This is a genomic window from Candidatus Nealsonbacteria bacterium (genome assembly GCA_011050465.1).
Classification (GTDB): domain Bacteria; phylum Patescibacteriota; class Minisyncoccia; order Minisyncoccales; family RBG-13-36-15; genus RBG-13-36-15.
The window spans coordinates 28,546-45,496 of the sequence record DRFQ01000001.1 but is presented as its reverse complement, the minus strand read 5'-3'; the positions used below and the strand labels follow the sequence as shown (position 1 = coordinate 45,496).

The following is a 16,951-nucleotide window of genomic DNA, read 5'->3' as shown; positions in this document are numbered from 1 at the left end:
TTGGCGGGGTTTTTGTTTAGCAAGGCATTAAATTCTAGATAAGGTTGACTTTTATAAATATTTCGTTAATATAAGAATTGAGACAAGGAGGTAAAAGCATATGGAACATCATTGTAAAGCTTTTATACTACACTGTATGGATTTTAGGCTTGGTAAACCGATAAAAGAGCTCTTAGAAAGACAAGGAGCATTAGGAGATTGTGATATTGTATCTGTAGCAGGAGGAGTAAAATCATTACTTTCTCCTAAGAGCTCATCAGACAGAGCTTTTATCTTAAGCCAAATTGATATTTCGGTTAATCTTCACAGGATCAGCGAAATAATTTTATCTAACCATACAGATTGTGGAGCATATGGAGGAAGTTCTAAGTTTGATTCCTTTAAAAAGGAATGCGAATTCCATGCTTCAGAAATGAAAAAAGCTAAAGAAATTATCTTGAGCAAATATCCTCAGCTAAAAGTAAAAATGATACTTGGTAAGATTTTTCCTTCTGGACAAGTACAATTTGAAGAAATAGGATAATCGGTATCGAGTAAATTCTCGCCTTGCTGATGCAATATGCTTATCAATAATCTCGAAAGACTTCTCGATAGGAGAAGATTCTAATAGCACATTTAATGCCTCTACTTCCAACGAAGTCAGGGTTTTTTTATTTTTAATAGACAAAAACAGGTTCTAATCTCATCCGCTAGACGACCCATTTTTCTAGTTTTTAGTTTATAGTTTTTAGTTGTTAGTTAACTTTATCAATCGCCAAGAAGGCGGTTTTTTGTTTGACAAATAACTAAGGATGCAATAGGGTTAAGTATTGGTAAATAGCATGTTTCATCAAGGAGGGAATTCCGTGGAAATGTTGGATGAAATATCTTCAGTAGCTGCGTTAGACGAAGTTTTGGAAATACTTAATGAGAAAATTGCCACTAACAAGAGAAGCAAAAGAATAACTACAGTTCTCAATGAGCTGAAAAAGGAAGTTCAATTTATCCACCCACTCATCAGGGCAGACGGAACAAGGAAGTCTCCTTAAGAAATTGCTATTTTTCCTCAAGCCTCAGGCACCAGCCAGAGGCATTTTTGTTTTTAAGAACTAAGAATTAAGTTTTCCCCATTGCCCAAGAATAATTTTCTCGGGTTTTTTATTATGATAGAATAAGAAAATGACGCAATCTAGAATCTTTTTTTATTTCTGTCTTGCTTTTATCGGCGGCATTTTTATTAATTCTCTTATTTACATTCCCCAGCTATTAATGCTGGGCATTGTAATTTTAGGCATTCTATTAATCTCGGTTTTTTGGACACATAAAAAAATCGTTATAATCGGTTTCTGTATTTTATTCTTAGTGGCTGGGGCGTGGCGACATCAGGCGGTTGAATTAAAAATTGCGAATAATGAATTGAGAATATTTAACGACCGAAAAGAAACTGTCACTTTAGCAGGCATTATTACAACAGAGCCGGATGTTAGAGAAAAAAGCATCAAATTAACAATAGATAATCTAACAATCGAAACAGAGGTCGGGCCTCTGTTTGTTAATGGTAAGGTTTTGGTTACAATTAGTAGATACCCTGAATATGAATATGGTGACAAGTTGAAAATTGCCGGGAAATTAGAAACCCCACAGCAATTCGAAGATTTTAATTATAAAGACTATCTAAAGAAAGATGGAATTTATTCTGTGATGTATTTTCCCGAAATTGAAGTTATTGAGAAAGATCAAGGAAATTTCCTCTATGCTAAAATTTTATCTTTTAAAAATAAATTAAGAGAAAGTATTTATCGGAATTTATCTCCTCCCCAGAGCTCAATATTGGGAGCTATGGTTTTGGGAGACAAGAGGAAAATGTCAGATGATCTTAAAGAAAAGTTAAATATCGTTGGGGTAAGGCATATTACTGCTGTTTCAGGACTTCACGTGGCAATATTGGCCAGCATTCTGATGACTTTATTAATTGGTCTCGGTTTTTGGCGCCAACAAGCATTTTATTTCTCAATAGTTTTAATTGCCCTTTTTATTATAATGACCGGCCTTCAATCATCAGCCATTCGAGCTGGGATTATGGCCGGCCTCTTTCTCTTGGCCCAACATGTAGGGAGAATGAATACTTCTTCTCGGACAATTGTCTTTGCTGCGGCTGTAATGTTAGTCCTAAACCCTTTGCTTTTAAGATTAGACGTTGGCTTTCAGCTTTCTTTTTTGGCAATGATGGGCATAATTTATCTTTTGCCAATCTTTAGGGAATGGTTAAGATTTATTCCCGAAGAGAGATTTTTTAATTTGAGAAGTATTCTAGCTATGACTCTCTCTGCTCAGATTTTCACCTTGCCAATTTTGGTCTATAATTTTGGCAGAATGTCTTTAGTCGGGGTTTCCGCCAATATTTTAATTGTCCCTCTACTTTACTGGATTATGATTTTCGGTTTTATTTCTGCTTTAATTGGCATATTTTGGCAGCCCTTGGGCTGGATTCTTTCCTGGCCAGCCTGGTTCCTACTAAACTATGTGACAAAAATAGTTGATTGGTTCTCTCAGATACCTTTGGCCTCTTTGACCTTAGAAATCTCTTGGATTTGGCTGATAATTTCCTATTTAATTTTGGTTTATTTTATTTGGCGATTACAAGAAAAACAAAAACTAAGATTTTTAAATTACTGACCCCCACACCACAACGAGGACAAGACGCTGGAGACACCTGAATTAACAAAATTAGTCCTCATTTGGTGTGGGGATAAGTATGCTAAAATAAACCTATGAAGCAAAAAGCCTGCCCACCTAAATTTTTGAATAAGTCGTCAGAAATAATAAGGAATCAGGAAATATCCCAAAAATTTAGGCGGGCCTGGATAATATCTGTAAATATGGGCTATGGCCATCAGAGAACAGCCCACCCCTTAAAGGGACTATCTCCTGAAGGGAAAATTATTAATGCCAACGACTATCAAGGGATTCCGGAGAAAGATCGAAAAATTTGGGAGAGCACAAAGAAGTTCTACGAATTTGTTTCAATTTTCAAAAGAATTCCCTTAATTGGTCGGGCTGTTTTTTTTATCTTTGATCAATTTCAGAAGATTCTTAGTTTTTATCCAAAAAGAGATTTATCAAAGCCAAGCTTTCAACTAAAACAAGTCTTTTCCTTAATCAAAAGAGACTGGGGGAAGCATTTCATTGAGAGACTCAAACAAAAACCTCTTTTTCTAATCAGCACCTTTTTTATTCCAGCTTTTATGGCCGAATTTTTTAATTATCCAGGCGAAATTTTTTGTGTAATTTGCGATGCTGACATTTCCAGGGCTTGGGTTTCTTTAAAACCAAGATCGAGCAAAATTAAGTATTTTGCTCCAACCACAAGAGTAGTAGAAAGATTAAAGCTATATGGGGTGAAACCAAAGAATATCTTTTTGACCGGTTTTCCTTTGCCCTCGGAAAATATCGGGGGCGTAAAATTGGACACTTTAAGAGCCGACCTGAGATATAGAATGCTGAACTTAGACCCCCAAAAAAAATATTTCGAAAAATACAGCATATTAATTGAAAAAAAATTGGGTAAATTAGCTGAAAAACCTGACCATTCTTTAACAATAATGTTTGTTGTTGGCGGAGCCGGAGCTCAAAAAGAAATTGGAATAAAGATTATTCAAAGCCTGGCTAAAAAAATCAAAAAAAATGAAATTAAAATAATTTTAGCAGCCGGTATTAGAGAAAAAGTAAGAGAATATTTTGAAAAAAATATAGAAAAATTAGGCCTCAAAGAGTATTTACAAAAAAACGTTGAAATAATTTTTGAAAAAGATATTGGGGGTTATTTCCAAGATTTTAATCGTGCCTTAAGAAAGACCGATATTTTATGGACAAAGCCATCAGAGCTTTCTTTTTATTCTGCCCTGGGATTGCCGATAATTATCGCCCCGCCAATCGGTTCTCAAGAAGAATTTAATATGAGATGGCTTTTAAAATCGGGCTTTGGTATTCTACAGGAAAACCCAGCCTATACCAATCAGTGGCTTTTTGACTGGCTGGAGAAAGGTTATCTTGCCGAGTTCGCTATGCAGGGCTTTATAGAAGGAGAAAAATTAGGAACTTATAATATCAAACGTATAGTGCAGACCCCGTACTAAATTTTCTCGCAAAATTAGTGTGTGGGTAAAAAAATATGTTGTGGTTAATCACTGCCATTTCAGCTTATTTAATTCTTGCCGTCGCCTTTTTAATAGATAAATATCTTTTAGTTAAAAAAATACCCAACCCAAAGGTTTATTCTTTTTATGTTGGAGGATTAGGAATTCTTGCCATATTACTTTTGCCCTTTGTCGGCTTCTCGGTCCCAGCAATTTCCCAAATTATTCTGGCCTTTTTGGCAGGAGCTATTTTTATTTATTCTTTATTTTGGTTCTTTAAGGGCCTGCAGATTTTTGAAGCCTCGCGGATCATACCGGCTGTCGGCGGTATCTCGCCTTTATTTGCCCTGGGTTTTACCTATATTTTTTCTCAGGGACAAGAGGTTTTAGCGCCAAAAGATCTTATAGCTCTTTTATTACTAATTACAGGTAGTATTTTGATAACCTATGAAGGAGCTAAAAAAATTCCTTTAAAGTGTTTGGGTATCTCAATTATTGCTGCTTTTTTCTTTGCTTTATCTTTTGTTTTAACAAAATACGTTTATTTAACTCAGCCCTTTTGGTCGGGATACATCTTGATAAGACTAGGGGGAGTATTGACGGCGGCTGTTTTTTTTCTTATTTATAAAGAAGTTAGACGAGAGGTTTTTAGAACGAAACAGGCTTTCCCAAAAAAAACGGCGGGCCTTTTCCTTTTCAATCAAGGACTGGGCGCCAGCGCCAATATATTACAAAATTGGTCGATAGCTCTCGCGCCTTTAGTTTATGTTGCCGTGATTAGCGCTCTCCAGGGAACACAATATGTATTTTTACTAATTTTTACTATTATTCTTTCCCTGAAACTTCCCCAAATTATAAGAGAAGACATTTCAAAAAAAATTATCTTCCAGAAAATAACTGCTATTTTATTGATAGCCGTAGGGCTAGTAATATTGGTTTTTAAATGAAAAAATTTAAGAAGATTTTAAAATATATTCTATTGGGAATTTTTGTTTTACTTTTGGTCTTTGCCGGTTATCTTTTCATCGGGAAGCCGCCAATAGCTAAAGATATTATTTGGGGAGTTAATTTTTCCCAAAAACACGCCAGTCTTTTAGGATTAGATTGGCAAGAAACCTATTTGGCCTTACTTGATGATTTGGAAGTAAAAAATTTGAAAGTAGCCGCCCACTGGGATTCAATTGAGCCAGAAGATGGAAATTTTAATTTTGGAGACTTAGATTGGCAAATAGAGGAGGCCGAGAAAAGAGAAGCTCAAATTCTTTTAGCGATTGGCATGAAAACTCCTCGCTGGCCGGAATGCCACACTCCCAATTGGGCAAAAAATCTAACGAAAGACCAGCAACAAAAAAAGATTTTGAGAATGTTAGAAAAAATTGTTAATAGATATAAAAATTCAGAAACCATCAAGTATTGGCAAATAGAGAACGAACCATTTTTTCCTTTTGGCGAGTGTCCCTGGGTTGATAAAGTGTTCTTGAAAAAAGAGATAGAACTGGTAAAATCTATAGACCGTTTAAAGAGGCCGGTTATTATTTCAGATAGCGGAGAAGGGTCCCTGTGGATTACAGCTGCCAGATTTGGAGATATCATAGGCACGACAATGTATAAAAAGGTCTGGTTTACCCTCCCAAATTTTTTGAAAAAAAACTTAGGAGGGTTTAGACAGATAGGGATGTATATACATTATCCTTTTCCTCCAACTTTTTACTGGCGGAAAGCCCAGATTATTAAAAAAATATTTGGCAAAGAAGTCATAGTAATTGAGCTTCAAGCTGAACCTTGGGGGAAAAAACTACTTTATGATTCACCAATTGAAGAGCAACAAAAGACAATGAATCCAACTCAATTTAAAGAAAATATTGAATTTGCTAAAAGAACCGGCTTCAAGGAGTTTTATTTATGGGGAGCCGAATGGTGGTTCTGGATGAAGAGTGTTCAGAATAATTCTCAGATATGGGATGAAGCAAGAAATCTATTTCTTACCCAAGAACAATAGATTCAGAACCACCATTCGCAAAGAGGGGGTCGGGGAGATTGGGTATCTCCCCGTGGTGGAAAAACAGGTCGCCGAAGGCGACCGTTAGAAACCGAAGGTGTCTAAGGAACGAAGCGACGAATGGTGGTTCTGGATGAAAACAAAACAAAACCAGCCGGAAATTTGGGAGGCAGCTAAAAATTTATTTATTTCTTCGTCTCGGAATTTGAATAAATCAAATTCCGACAGCCCTCAACTTTCAGTTGAGAGGCTGGACCAGATAGGCGAGAAAACCCGAGACGACCCAGCCTCTTTAACAAAGGGGCTGTCCGAAGGGAGATAGTGCACGAGCGAAGCGAGTGCACTATCTGGTAAGAAAAATAATGAGCAAAGAATTCACCCTTAAAAACAAATATTACCGTTATCTTCCTTTGAGATCATTGCTGGATAGAATAATAAAACACATGACCGCGAAAACAGTAGATGTTTTCGAAGAGTTTATCGAACCAGGAGAAAAAGTTTTAGATATTGGGGCGGGAGGAGGATGGATTAGCAGGGAACTCCAAAAGAGGAAAGACGCAAAGATTACTCTTTTAGATGTGATTGATTTCAATCAGACTGATTTTAAGTTGGTTCTCTATGACGGCAAAAAGATACCATTTCTTGCAGATAATTTCGATGTGTCTTTCTTGATATGCGTTCTTCATCACTGTGAAAAACCCGTAGAAGTTTTAAAAGAAACTGCTCGAGTAACAAAAGATAAAATAATTATCATTGAAGACGTATATAGTTTAAGCTTTGGCAGATTCGTACTTTATTTTAAAGATATAGTTACGAATTTGGCGTTTTGTCTTTTGACTAAATTCGTGAAAGAAACTACCAATATGCCGTTTAATTTTAAAAAAATTTCTGAATGGGAAAAAATTTTTGAAAAAGCGAACCTCAAAGTTATTTATAAAAAGAAATATCCCTCGCTCCTTATAACTCAGCAGGTATTATTTGTTGTTAAAAAAATAAATAAATCTTAAAAATGTTAAGCATTATTATTCCAGTCCTGAACGAAGTAAAATACCTTGAATCTTTAATACAATCTATTAAGAGCCAAGAGTTTGAAGAAGAGTACGAAATTATTGTGGCTGACGGTGGATCTAAAGATAAAACTCGAGAAATTGCCAAGAATTACGGCTGTAAAGTGATCTCTGGAGGATCGCCATCCAAAGGAAGAAACGAAGGAACCAAAATCGCCCATGGAGATTTATTGTTTTTTATTGATGCTGATTCCGTCCTGCCCTCGAATTTTTTTGCCGAATTAATTCGAGAATTTAAAAAAAGAAAATTAGACTTAGCTTCTTATCCAGTTTATCCTCAGGGGAATATAATAGATAAAATTTTATACGGTATCTATAATTGCTTTGCCTGGGCAACTCAGAGATTTCTGCCCCATGTCACCCAAACCATTTTAATTAAAAAAGAAATCCACCAACAAATCGGTGGCTTTGATGAAAGTATAACCATTGGTGAAGATCATGCTTATGCTCGCGAAGGAGCAAAACATGGTAAGTTTGGTTTTTTAACAAAAGTGCCTTCAGTTTTAACTTCTGTACGGAGATTTGAGAGGGAAGGAAGATTTAAGACATATTCAATATTTCTTCTTACTGGTCTTTATATGCTTTTTTTTGCCAAATTTAAATCAGACATCTTTAAATACCACAAATCTGATAAAAACCACCAAAATTTAAAAAAAACTTGAAATAAATTTTTAAATTGTCCAAAAAATTAATTTCAAAAATCTATGTCATTTTATCAATTACCAAAGTTTAACCCCGTTAGAAATTTTTTGAAGAAATCCAAAGAAAAAAAATCAACGGGGATTTCTAACGGAATTAAAAAATATAAGACTTCATTTCATAAAATAAAATTCTGGAAAAACCAAATTTTCTGGATGGTTATTTTAAGTATATTTATTTCTTCAATATTTGGTTTTTTAGCTGGAGCCATATCAGGAAGTTTTTTTTCTTCAGAATTAAAAGATTACCTTCAAGAGTTCAATATTGGATTTTTTCGACCCGATAAAATTCAGCCTCAAACAACCGACAAAGAAGAAACTTCCCCATATCTTCCTCAAACTCTAGGCGAAAAGACGGTAATCGAAGTTGTCAAAGAAGTTTCTCCGGCCGTGGTTAGTATCATTGTTATGAAAGATGTGTCAATACCTGGATTTCCTTTTTATTATCGAACCGAGACAGAAAAACGGGAGATTGGCGGAGGGAGTGGTTTCATTGTGTCCGAAGACGGTTTAATTCTAACCAACAAACACGTCGTTTCGATTAAAGAGGCAGATTATATAGTTTTCACCAACAATGGAGAAAAGTATGAGGCTGAAGTTTTGGCTCGTGATCCTGGTCAAGACTTGGCGATCCTCAAAATAGAAGGAGGAAAATTTCCTCTCTTAAACGTTGGCGATTCAGACGAATTAGAAATCGGCCAAACCGTAATTGCCATTGGCAATGCTCTGGGAGAGTTTAGAAATACTGTATCGGTTGGGGTAATCTCTGGACTGGGAAGGACGATAACTGCTTCTGGCGGAGGATTAGTTGAAACATTAACTGATATTATTCAGACTGATGCCGCTATCAATAGGGGAAATTCTGGGGGTCCTCTTTTGAACCTTAGAGGAGAAGTGATCGGGATTAATACAGCCGTGGCTCTTGAGGCAGAAAACATTGGTTTTGCCATCCCCATTAATAAGGCCAAAAGAGATATCGAGCAGGTAAAAACTTTAGGAAAGATTATTTATCCTTTTTTGGGGGTTCGTTACGTTATAATTAATCAGGAAATTCAAACGAGGAATAATCTGTCAGTAGATTACGGAGCCTGGATTATTAGAGGAGATTTGCCGGGAGAGACGGCCGTTTTCCCGGGATCTGCAGCTGAAAAAGTGGGCTTACAAGAAGGGGACATAATTTTAGAATTTAATAATGAGAAAATTACTATCAAGAATACTTTGGCTAAAGTTATTATGAAATATAACCCAGGAGATAAAGTAGTCTTGGAAGTTTTAAGAGATGGTCAGAAAAAAGTTTTTCAAGTAACCTTAGACGAAAAAAGCGGGTAAAATATTTCAACCCTAGAGTCGCTGTTTTGTTTGGTAAGGCCTAGCTTCGCTAAATAGTGAGGCCAGACAAGTTGCATTGAATCATCTGTCTCGAGGTCGCCGGGGGATTGCCTCGGATCTTTTTCGTTTTCTGAAGTTTATCCCTCCCACCTTGCTTAAGAGTTTAGTATTAAATCAACAACTACTTGTACAAAGTGTTTTCCTCAACCGGGAGCCCAATTATGAGGCATTCTCAAGGTGGGGGATTTATGATTTAATTAATGGTAATAAAAATCTAAAATTCTTATGAGTAGTCAACTTGATAGAAAATTTACCGAACCAGAAGAATTATCTTGGTTGGTTTCTCTTTTTTATAGTTGGATCCCCGCCAGAATGCTTCAGCCGACTTATCAACAGATCGTTGGAACTTTACCATTAAAGAACAAGGGTTTTTTAATAGATATTGGTACTGGTCCGGGTGATTTGGCCCAACTAATTGCCAAAAAATACCCGAATTTAAAAGTTATTGGTATTGATTTATCTGAAACAATGATTAGAATAGCCAATAAACAGACAAAGAACTCACTTAACTTAGAATTTAAGGTAATGGATGGCAAGAATCTGGAATTTAAGGAAAATAGTATTGATTATATTATTTCAACCCTCGCTTTTCATCATTGGAAAAAACCCTTAAAGGTTCTTAATGAAATACACCGAGTTTTGAAAAGGGGAGGCCAGGTTTTTATTTACGATATCTATTCAGAGATGTCTGATAGGGATATAGAAAGGGGCTTGAAATACCATGCCGGGCTTAAGATAATAAAAACTTTTTTCAAAAAGACCATTTCTTTGCACGGTTTCTTGAAAAAAGAATACGAAAATTATGTTAGAAATCTAATGAGTAAAAGCAATTTTAAAAAATCTAGCTTTGAACGGGTTGGAATTACTATGAAAATCGAATTGAGAAAAGATTAAATAACTCTTGACGTTGTGCTTTTTTAAGTATAATGTGTAGAGTACCCCCCACAGGGGGGTTAAACTTATGGAAAAATCAGAAAAGAAGCAAATTATAAATAGAATGAATTACCTTTCGGGACACTTAGAAGGAGTTAAGAAGATGATTAAAGATGATAAGTATTGCATTGATATAATTTTACAAACAGAAGCAGTAATTAAGGCGATTAAAAAAGTAAATCAATATATTTTAGAAAGTCATTTAAATACTTGTGTCACTGAAGCAATCAGGGGGAAAGATAGGAGAGAGAGGAGAAAGAAAATCGAAGAATTACTTGAAATTTTTAAAAATATTTAAAAAGGTTGATAATTCATCATACGGTTAAGTATATAAAAAATGAGAAACAATTTAAAATTTTCTAAATTTCCCCTAAATTTTATAACCGGATTAATCTCAGGAGTGATTTTAATCGGAATTATTGGTTTTGGACTTTTAAGTTCTGATTCCTTAAAATTAAACTCTGGGACAGCGAGCTTATTAAACAAACAAAGCAATGAATCTACTTGTCCTCTTCCGGAAATTCTGGAAAATACAGAGGAGGCCTGCGCTGCTTATTTAAAGTTTAAAGCCGTAAAGAGCTCTCTCGTTCCTTCGGGCGTTCCGGCAATTTACGGAGAAGAGCTCGATATTTCTTTTGACCAGGTTCAAGATGCTATTAATAAGGTTAGAGTATTTGGCCCTACCTATGGACAGGAGGGGAAGAAAATAACCTTTACCGGCGCTGATCTGGAAAGATACATTAATATTGGTTCTCAAACTGCCTGTAAATATTGTTGCGGAGCAAAAACATTAGTAAGAAGAGACGGCCAGGCGGCTTGCGGTTGTGCTCATTCAATAATGATGAGAGGATTGGCTGCTTATCTGATTAAAAACCACCCCGAGCTTTCTGACGACCAAATCTTGGAAGAATTAAACACCTGGAGAATTACTTATTTCCCAAAGCAAACCCTTACTGAAAAATTAACCGAAATGGAGAAAGCTGGCGAACCAGGAATAAAAGAACTTTTAGAAGAATTCCCAGAATTTATGCCCCAAATGGTCGGAGGGTGTTAGAGAAAGAATTTCTAATTTTTAAACAGATTTTAATGACCCAGGCTTCAAATTTTAAATTAAACTTTTGGAAAGTTTCTACTTTAATTGTGGTTATTTTTTTGTTGTTGAGCTTAGCAGTGAATGTAATTTTATATATTAAAGTTATTAACGGGAAAATTTATAGTCAGACTCTTGATAGTTCGGTGATTTCTTCTTTGGTAGAATCTGTTTCAGCCAAAGAAATTTATCCTTTGTTTTTTTGTCCTTGTTGCGGACGACCCTTAGATAAGGACAATATTTGCTGTGGATTAGCCAAAGAGAGAATAGATTATATTGATTTCTTGGCTCAAACGGCACTTTCTAAAGATGAGGTTATTCTGTCTTATGTTAAAGAATATGGCTTAAATTCTTTTGTTGATAAAAATAAGCAAGAAGAATTTAAAGAAAAGCTTATTGCTGCAGCCCCTAGCAACCGGCCAATAATTTCTCTTACTCCCGTTTCCTACGATTTTGGCGTGATTTCTCAAAAAGAAGGAAAAGTTTTTACTTATTTTGACCTCAGAAATGAAGGAAAAAGCGACTTGGTTATTGATAAATTAGAGACCTCCTGCGGTTGCACTTTTGCTGCGATTGTATTTGAAGGTAAAGAGTCGCCATTTTTCACTATGTCGGGCCATGGTTATGAAAATCCTGAATGGAAAGGAGTGTCAATCCCATCTGGCGGGCGGGCTCAATTGAAAGTTATGTATGATCCAGATGCCCATAAAGATTTTCGGGGAGAAGCCATCAGGGAAATTTCTGTTCTTTCTAATGATCCGATTGATTTTGAAAAGAAAGTGAAAATTGAGTTAAATCAAATCGATTAAAGTAAAAATATGAAAAAAATAATTTTTCTTACGCTTTTGATAAACATTTCTATTTTTTTGCCTAATTTTACTTTAGCCAACGGAAATTATAATATGATGGATTGGGATCACTGGGGCCTTGGCGGTGGTTGGATGTGGCTTGGTTGGGTTTTTATGATTTTATTCTGGATTTTAGTCATAATCGGAATTATAGCTTTAGTGAAATGGCTTATAGATCAAAGCAAGGGCGAGAGTAAAGATAAAAATGCTTTAGATATTCTCAAGGAACGCTACGCTAAGGGTGAAATTAACAAAGAAGAATTTAAAGAAAAGAAAAAAGACTTGACTTAAAACATGAGACTAAAAATTTGGTTTTTTTCAATTTTAGGATTACTTATTTTGGGGATGGCTGTTTACGGTTATTTTCAGGCTATCTCTGGCCCAGAGAACGGAGCAGAAAATGCTCCCAAAATTGAGATTACTCCCGAATTTTTTGATTTCGGAGAGATTGAATACGGGAAGGTGGTTGAATATATTTTTAAAGTTAAAAATACGGGAAAGGAAATTTTAGAAATAAAAAGAGTGGCCACCTCTTGTGCTTGTACCGTAGCTAAAATAAGCAAAGAAAAAATAAGTCCCAACGAAGAAGTCGAACTTCTGGTAACTTATGATACCGGAGCTATGTCCGGCCCCCACGGTCGGGGGAAGCAGGAGAGAATTATTTATGTGAAGAGTTCTGATTTCATTAACCCCCAAGTAGAAGTAAAAATTTACGCAAATGTTAGATAACTTATTACCCTTGGTAATTGTCACCGGACTTTTAGACGGCTTATCTCCTTGTGTGATAGCGATTTTGATATTTTTCATAGCTTTTTTGATTAGCCTGCAGAGAACATTTAAAAATATCTTCTTTTTGGGTCTAGTTTACATTTTCGTAGTTTTTCTGACTTATTTGGCTGTTGGAGTGGGACTGTTTTCTGGAATCGTGCTTTTTGGTCAACATCACTTTTTTGCCATTTTGGGTTCCTGGCTTCTAATTGTTTGGGGCGGACTTCAGCTCAAAGATTATTTTTTTCCCAAACTGCCGTTCCATTTACGCATGCCCAGGATTGCCTCAGAAAAAGTAAAGTCTCGTCTGGAAAAAGCAACTTTATTTGGGGTAATTGTGGCTGCCTTTTTGGTGGGACTTTGTTCGGTCCCTTGTTCTGCCGGAATTTATACCGCCGTCACTTCGCTTTTGGCCGCCAAAACCACTTACCTGACTGGATTTTTATATCTTTTACTCTATAATTTAATGGTGATTGTTCCCTTGCTGATTTTACTCTTTTTGGCAATGAATCCTTTCACTTTGGCTAAATTGGCTGAGTTTCGGCAGAAACACGAAAGAACCGAAAAATTAGTTATGGGACTTTTGATGATTTTCTTGGGAGCTGGAATTTTAATATTTTTCGTATAAAATTATGGAAGAAAAAAATAAAAGAAATATGCAGAAAGAAAAAAACAATCCCCGCACTGGAATGAATTCGGTGCAGGGCGAGCAAAAACAAAAAGAAAAGGAAAATAAGGAATGTCCTCTTTGTGAAGTTTCTGAAGACACTCTGGAAATATTAAAAAAAAGCAAGAAGGCTGATAAACAAAATAAAGAAGAAGCCAAATAATAAGATGCGACCCGTAATTTTTATTGTAGGTTCAACATTTTTAATTATAGTTTTGTTGGTTTTTGGCCTGCCTTATCTTGACCAGAAAGAGGGGCAGGGAAAGATAGAAGTAAATCCTTTAGAATATGACGCCGGTACCATTTCAATGGCTGCTGGATTAATTAAGCATATCTATGAGATTCGAAATAATGGAGATAGTGATTTAAAAATAGAGGATATTCGGACTTCTTGCATGTGTACTACGGCTATTTTAAAAACGGGAGACAAGGAAAGTCCAAAGTTTGGTATGCATAATAACCCAAAATTTTGGTCTCAAAAAATAGCCCCCGGGGAAATAGGTTTTTTAGAAGTCACCTTTGACCCAGCTTTTCATGGTCCCCAAGGGACAGGTCCGGTTATCAGGGCCATTTATCTTTCCACCAGTGATCCTGACAACCAGAAAATAGAAATAAGACTTTTAGTCAACGTTATTCCTTAAACTTTACTTTTTATTTTACTGAGTTAAACTGTTAGTATGAGAAACCAAGGCCTGTTTTTAAAACCAACAAAATATACTCTCTTTGTTGTTATTATTGGCTTTATTTTCTTAGGTGGGCTTATTTATCATATTAATATAACACAGGCTACTCTTTTGAATCATAGCTTGACACAAAATAATCAAACATCTCCGCAAGATTTTCACAATTTTTCTGATTCTTGCTATTATCAAAAAGAGATTTTGGCAAACAGTCAAAGCCGAGACGAAAATAATCAAAAATTTATTTCTATTTCGAAAAATTATATTGGCACAGAAAAATTATCTAGTTTAACCAGACAAGATGGCAATTCTTTTAATTCTTTAGAATATTTACCCGATCCACAAACAATTCAATTTTTCACTGTCGTCACAAAAGAATAGGTGATGTAGAATATATTTGATACTCTTAAACTTTTTAAGAGAGTATCTTACCGGTCATAGAATCACCGGAAATCTACTAATCTATTCTTTTTAATTTATTGATCAAAAAATATGACCAACTCAAAAAACCCCGAAGCAGAGCCTCAAAGGAGAAACTACGTTTCCCTACGGGGCGGGCAGGCTCGTTACGGGGCAGGTAAAAACTTTCTTCTTCAGGCCCTCTTTCTTGTTTTCAAAGATCCGTTCTTTGTGGCTTTGGCTTTAAGCTTGGCTTTAAACCTTTTGGCGCTTTATTATTTCCTCCTTTACAAAACTACTACTTTAGAAGTCTTTTTTGCCTCAAATTCCGCCTTCTATAATTGGTTTTCGATTGTTTCAACCTTACTTATTAGTCTTTTCTTTGGAATAGCAATGAGTTTTTTAATTTGGCAGTGGAGAGCACGAAAAGAAAATACTGCTGGTCATACAGGAAATACCTTCATTGCCTCTTTTTTTGGTGCCGTGTCTACCGGTTGTCCGGTCTGCGGCACCTTCTTGGTCTCAATTTTGGGAATTGGTGGAGGATTAATGGCTTTCCCTTTTCAGGGTCTGGAAATTAAAGTTATTTCTTTGGGTTTATTGGGTTTTGCTATTTTCTCTTCAGCAAAATCTATTTCAAATAGAGACCGTCCAGTTTGTGAACCAGTTAAAAAAGAAACCTTTTTGAGAATTGAAAAAGGGGATTTCGTTTTGACTATCAATAAGGGGACCATTAAACCTTTACTGCCAGCTTTTGTTGGCCTTTCTCTTTTGTTTTTAGTTCTCTATCTGCCAGCTATAGCTGATAAATTTAACTTTCGACTTTCTTTTCAGCCCAGCTCCTTTCAAACCACATTAAGTTCTGGGCAAGCAGGTTCAGTTGGAGCAACTTTTGACGTAGATTCTTCTGAACTGTTTCAAAAGATAAATCCACCAGAAGGCTATACCGTAGATGCAATTTACGGTGATATTGGGCCTAAACTTTTGGCAGCTGGCGCTATTGATTTTGAAAGAATGAAATCTATTTACGAAAAAGCCGGTCGGCCCTTAACCAAAGAACAATTAAAAATCTTAACCGAAGGCTCTAATCAGAAAATCAAAATTACTCCTGATAATTCTTATTTTCTCTTAAACTTTCTTTGGGCCTTAGGTTTAGCCAATAAAAATCCAATTTTAGAAGAGGGGCCGATGGTGAAATATGGCAAAGGCCAGATAGGTAATTTTGCTTCAACCGGTGGTTGGACTTTAGGAACGAAAAAAGCAACCGAACTTTATTCCAAATATGAAATTATCTCCATAGACAACAAACAGCAGGCAATTTTAGAAGAATTTGCCTATAATTCTTATCGTCCCTGCTGTTCTAATCCCACCGGTTTTCCTGACTGTAACCATGGAATGGCAGCCTTAGCTTTGGGAGAAATTATGGCTGGCCAGGGAGCTTCTGTTGAAGAAATATTTGAGGCCTTCAAATATTTCAATGCCTTTTGGTTTCCCCAGACTTATCTTGATATAGCTAAATATTTTCAGGCAAAAGAAGGGAAAGATTGGGCTCAAGTTGATGGAAGGTTGGTGGCCGCTAAAGATTATTCCACTCCTCAGGGCTGGAGCCGGGTTCGTAACTGGCTTAAGACTAATAATCTTACTGAACAGGCACCATCGAGCGGCGGTGGCTGTGGAGTATAAAATATGCCCCGTAGAGAAAATTTGACTGGATTTTTCTGAAAGAAAAATCAAAAGGCAATACGGGGATATAAAAAATTAGCTTTAATAATTGGTTATTGTGGATAATTTGGCAATAATATTCTAAAATAATTGTCAAATTTCTTCTACGGGGTATGGTAATTCGAATTCCAATCAAAGGATTAATTATTTTCGGCATTATTATCGTAGTGGGATTCTGGATTTTAGGAAAGATAAATGATAATAGAAATATAAATTCATCTGTAAATTCTCCTTTTTCACAGAATCCGAGTTTAGAAAACGTTCTTACGGGCAAAGTAAGAGAAATTGAGGTAACTGCTCGTCAATTTTCTTTTACGCCAGATTTAATTAGGGTTAAGCTTGGAGACAATGTCAGATTAGAAATTGAAAGCGTTGATGTCGTTCATGGCTTTTCCTTGCCAGAATTCGGCATTAATGAAATTTTAGAACCCGGAAAAACGGTAACTATTGAATTCCAGGCTACTCGTAGAGGGACTTTTTCATTCTTATGTTCCATAGTTTGCGGAGCCGGTCATTCACGGATGATAGGCACTTTAATTGTTGAGTAATTAAAAGTGTCCGATGCCGTATTGCTAC

General features: G+C 35.9%; 21 protein-coding genes. All 21 read left to right on the top strand.

What is annotated here, in order from left to right; all coding sequences use genetic code 11:
• The first annotated feature begins 100 nt into the window (after positions 1 to 100).
• The 21 genes from ENH66_00260 (at position 101) to ENH66_00160 (ending at position 16,923) form a co-directional block, all read left to right on the top strand.
• Positions 101 to 523, top strand: a complete 423-nt coding sequence (locus tag ENH66_00260; protein ID HDZ54136.1) for a hypothetical protein — start codon at positions 101 to 103, stop codon at positions 521 to 523.
• A gap of 635 nt (positions 524 to 1,158) precedes the next feature.
• The gene (locus tag ENH66_00255) at positions 1,159 to 2,655 is read left to right on the top strand and encodes a ComEC family competence protein (protein HDZ54135.1); all 1,497 of its coding nucleotides are present in this window, start codon (positions 1,159 to 1,161) and stop codon (positions 2,653 to 2,655) included.
• A gap of 203 nt (positions 2,656 to 2,858) precedes the next feature.
• Positions 2,859 to 4,115 (top strand): hypothetical protein, encoded by a 1,257-nt coding sequence (locus ENH66_00250; GenBank protein ID HDZ54134.1) that lies wholly within the window; start codon positions 2,859 to 2,861, stop codon positions 4,113 to 4,115.
• A gap of 35 nt (positions 4,116 to 4,150) precedes the next feature.
• Positions 4,151 to 5,062 (top strand): hypothetical protein, encoded by a 912-nt coding sequence (locus tag ENH66_00245; protein ID HDZ54133.1) that lies wholly within the window; start codon positions 4,151 to 4,153, stop codon positions 5,060 to 5,062.
• Entirely contained in the window at positions 5,059 to 6,114 is a 1,056-nt protein-coding gene (locus ENH66_00240; GenBank protein HDZ54132.1) for a hypothetical protein, read from the top strand. Before ENH66_00245 ends, ENH66_00240 begins: the two co-directional genes overlap by 4 nt.
• Before the next feature lie 133 nt (positions 6,115 to 6,247).
• Entirely contained in the window at positions 6,248 to 6,436 is a 189-nt protein-coding gene (locus tag ENH66_00235; protein HDZ54131.1) for a hypothetical protein, read from the top strand.
• 40 nt (positions 6,437 to 6,476) lie between these two features.
• Positions 6,477 to 7,121 carry a class I SAM-dependent methyltransferase gene (locus ENH66_00230; protein HDZ54130.1) on the top strand — a complete coding sequence of 215 codons (645 nt, stop codon included), beginning with the start codon at positions 6,477 to 6,479 and terminating at the stop codon, positions 7,119 to 7,121.
• A gap of 2 nt (positions 7,122 to 7,123) precedes the next feature.
• Positions 7,124 to 7,843 carry a glycosyltransferase gene (locus ENH66_00225; GenBank protein HDZ54129.1) on the top strand — a complete coding sequence of 240 codons (720 nt, stop codon included), beginning with the start codon at positions 7,124 to 7,126 and terminating at the stop codon, positions 7,841 to 7,843.
• Positions 7,844 to 7,885: 42 nt separating this feature from the next.
• Positions 7,886 to 9,208 carry a PDZ domain-containing protein gene (locus ENH66_00220; protein ID HDZ54128.1) on the top strand — a complete coding sequence of 441 codons (1,323 nt, stop codon included), beginning with the start codon at positions 7,886 to 7,888 and terminating at the stop codon, positions 9,206 to 9,208.
• Between the two features lie 285 nt (positions 9,209 to 9,493).
• Positions 9,494 to 10,162: a class I SAM-dependent methyltransferase gene (locus ENH66_00215; protein HDZ54127.1), complete on the top strand. Its 669-nt coding sequence runs from the start codon at positions 9,494 to 9,496 to the stop codon at positions 10,160 to 10,162.
• Positions 10,163 to 10,229: 67 nt separating this feature from the next.
• Positions 10,230 to 10,499: a metal-sensing transcriptional repressor gene (locus ENH66_00210; protein ID HDZ54126.1), complete on the top strand. Its 270-nt coding sequence runs from the start codon at positions 10,230 to 10,232 to the stop codon at positions 10,497 to 10,499.
• 39 nt (positions 10,500 to 10,538) lie between these two features.
• On the top strand, positions 10,539 to 11,255 hold the full coding sequence (locus tag ENH66_00205; protein ID HDZ54125.1) for a hypothetical protein: 717 nt from the start codon (positions 10,539 to 10,541) through the stop codon (positions 11,253 to 11,255).
• Positions 11,249 to 12,100, top strand: a complete 852-nt coding sequence (locus ENH66_00200; GenBank protein HDZ54124.1) for a DUF1573 domain-containing protein — start codon at positions 11,249 to 11,251, stop codon at positions 12,098 to 12,100. Before ENH66_00205 ends, ENH66_00200 begins: the two co-directional genes overlap by 7 nt.
• A gap of 96 nt (positions 12,101 to 12,196) precedes the next feature.
• Complete coding sequence (locus ENH66_00195) at positions 12,197 to 12,430, top strand: SHOCT domain-containing protein (GenBank protein ID HDZ54123.1); 234 nt, start codon at positions 12,197 to 12,199, stop codon at positions 12,428 to 12,430.
• 3 nt (positions 12,431 to 12,433) lie between these two features.
• Complete coding sequence (locus ENH66_00190; protein HDZ54122.1) at positions 12,434 to 12,868, top strand: DUF1573 domain-containing protein; 435 nt, start codon at positions 12,434 to 12,436, stop codon at positions 12,866 to 12,868.
• Entirely contained in the window at positions 12,858 to 13,535 is a 678-nt protein-coding gene (locus ENH66_00185) for a hypothetical protein (protein HDZ54121.1), read from the top strand. The genes ENH66_00190 and ENH66_00185 overlap by 11 nt, the downstream gene beginning before the upstream one ends.
• A gap of 4 nt (positions 13,536 to 13,539) precedes the next feature.
• Positions 13,540 to 13,737 carry a hypothetical protein gene (locus tag ENH66_00180; protein HDZ54120.1) on the top strand — a complete coding sequence of 66 codons (198 nt, stop codon included), beginning with the start codon at positions 13,540 to 13,542 and terminating at the stop codon, positions 13,735 to 13,737.
• Positions 13,738 to 13,741: 4 nt separating this feature from the next.
• A complete protein-coding gene (locus ENH66_00175) occupies positions 13,742 to 14,215 on the top strand; it encodes a DUF1573 domain-containing protein (protein HDZ54119.1) in 474 nt (157 codons plus the stop codon).
• Between the two features lie 36 nt (positions 14,216 to 14,251).
• Complete coding sequence (locus tag ENH66_00170; protein ID HDZ54118.1) at positions 14,252 to 14,635, top strand: hypothetical protein; 384 nt, start codon at positions 14,252 to 14,254, stop codon at positions 14,633 to 14,635.
• Positions 14,636 to 14,746: 111 nt separating this feature from the next.
• The gene (locus ENH66_00165; protein ID HDZ54117.1) at positions 14,747 to 16,336 is read left to right on the top strand and encodes a hypothetical protein; all 1,590 of its coding nucleotides are present in this window, start codon (positions 14,747 to 14,749) and stop codon (positions 16,334 to 16,336) included.
• A 152-nt stretch (positions 16,337 to 16,488) separates the two neighbouring features.
• Positions 16,489 to 16,923 carry a hypothetical protein gene (locus ENH66_00160; GenBank protein ID HDZ54116.1) on the top strand — a complete coding sequence of 145 codons (435 nt, stop codon included), beginning with the start codon at positions 16,489 to 16,491 and terminating at the stop codon, positions 16,921 to 16,923.
• The last annotated feature ends 28 nt before the right edge of the window (positions 16,924 to 16,951 follow it).

Excerpts from the sequence above, each read along its gene's own strand:
- ENH66_00260 (HDZ54136.1), top strand. The coding sequence starts at position 101 with ATGGAACATCATTGTAAAGCTTTTATACTACACTGTATGGATTTTAGG.
- ENH66_00255 (HDZ54135.1), top strand. The coding sequence starts at position 1,159 with ATGACGCAATCTAGAATCTTTTTTTATTTCTGTCTTGCTTTTATCGGC.
- ENH66_00250 (HDZ54134.1), top strand. The coding sequence starts at position 2,859 with ATGGGCTATGGCCATCAGAGAACAGCCCACCCCTTAAAGGGACTATCT.
- ENH66_00245 (HDZ54133.1), top strand. The coding sequence starts at position 4,151 with ATGTTGTGGTTAATCACTGCCATTTCAGCTTATTTAATTCTTGCCGTC.
- ENH66_00240 (HDZ54132.1), top strand. The coding sequence starts at position 5,059 with ATGAAAAAATTTAAGAAGATTTTAAAATATATTCTATTGGGAATTTTT.
- ENH66_00235 (HDZ54131.1), top strand. The coding sequence starts at position 6,248 with ATGAAAACAAAACAAAACCAGCCGGAAATTTGGGAGGCAGCTAAAAAT.
- ENH66_00230 (HDZ54130.1), top strand. The coding sequence starts at position 6,477 with ATGAGCAAAGAATTCACCCTTAAAAACAAATATTACCGTTATCTTCCT.
- ENH66_00225 (HDZ54129.1), top strand. The coding sequence starts at position 7,124 with ATGTTAAGCATTATTATTCCAGTCCTGAACGAAGTAAAATACCTTGAA.
- ENH66_00220 (HDZ54128.1), top strand. The coding sequence starts at position 7,886 with ATGTCATTTTATCAATTACCAAAGTTTAACCCCGTTAGAAATTTTTTG.
- ENH66_00215 (HDZ54127.1), top strand. The coding sequence starts at position 9,494 with ATGAGTAGTCAACTTGATAGAAAATTTACCGAACCAGAAGAATTATCT.
- ENH66_00210 (HDZ54126.1), top strand. The coding sequence starts at position 10,230 with ATGGAAAAATCAGAAAAGAAGCAAATTATAAATAGAATGAATTACCTT.
- ENH66_00205 (HDZ54125.1), top strand. The coding sequence starts at position 10,539 with ATGAGAAACAATTTAAAATTTTCTAAATTTCCCCTAAATTTTATAACC.
- ENH66_00195 (HDZ54123.1), top strand. The coding sequence starts at position 12,197 with ATGGATTGGGATCACTGGGGCCTTGGCGGTGGTTGGATGTGGCTTGGT.
- ENH66_00190 (HDZ54122.1), top strand. The coding sequence starts at position 12,434 with ATGAGACTAAAAATTTGGTTTTTTTCAATTTTAGGATTACTTATTTTG.
- ENH66_00185 (HDZ54121.1), top strand. The coding sequence starts at position 12,858 with ATGTTAGATAACTTATTACCCTTGGTAATTGTCACCGGACTTTTAGAC.
- ENH66_00180 (HDZ54120.1), top strand. The coding sequence starts at position 13,540 with ATGGAAGAAAAAAATAAAAGAAATATGCAGAAAGAAAAAAACAATCCC.
- ENH66_00175 (HDZ54119.1), top strand. The coding sequence starts at position 13,742 with ATGCGACCCGTAATTTTTATTGTAGGTTCAACATTTTTAATTATAGTT.
- ENH66_00170 (HDZ54118.1), top strand. The coding sequence starts at position 14,252 with ATGAGAAACCAAGGCCTGTTTTTAAAACCAACAAAATATACTCTCTTT.
- ENH66_00165 (HDZ54117.1), top strand. The coding sequence starts at position 14,747 with ATGACCAACTCAAAAAACCCCGAAGCAGAGCCTCAAAGGAGAAACTAC.
- ENH66_00160 (HDZ54116.1), top strand. The coding sequence starts at position 16,489 with ATGGTAATTCGAATTCCAATCAAAGGATTAATTATTTTCGGCATTATT.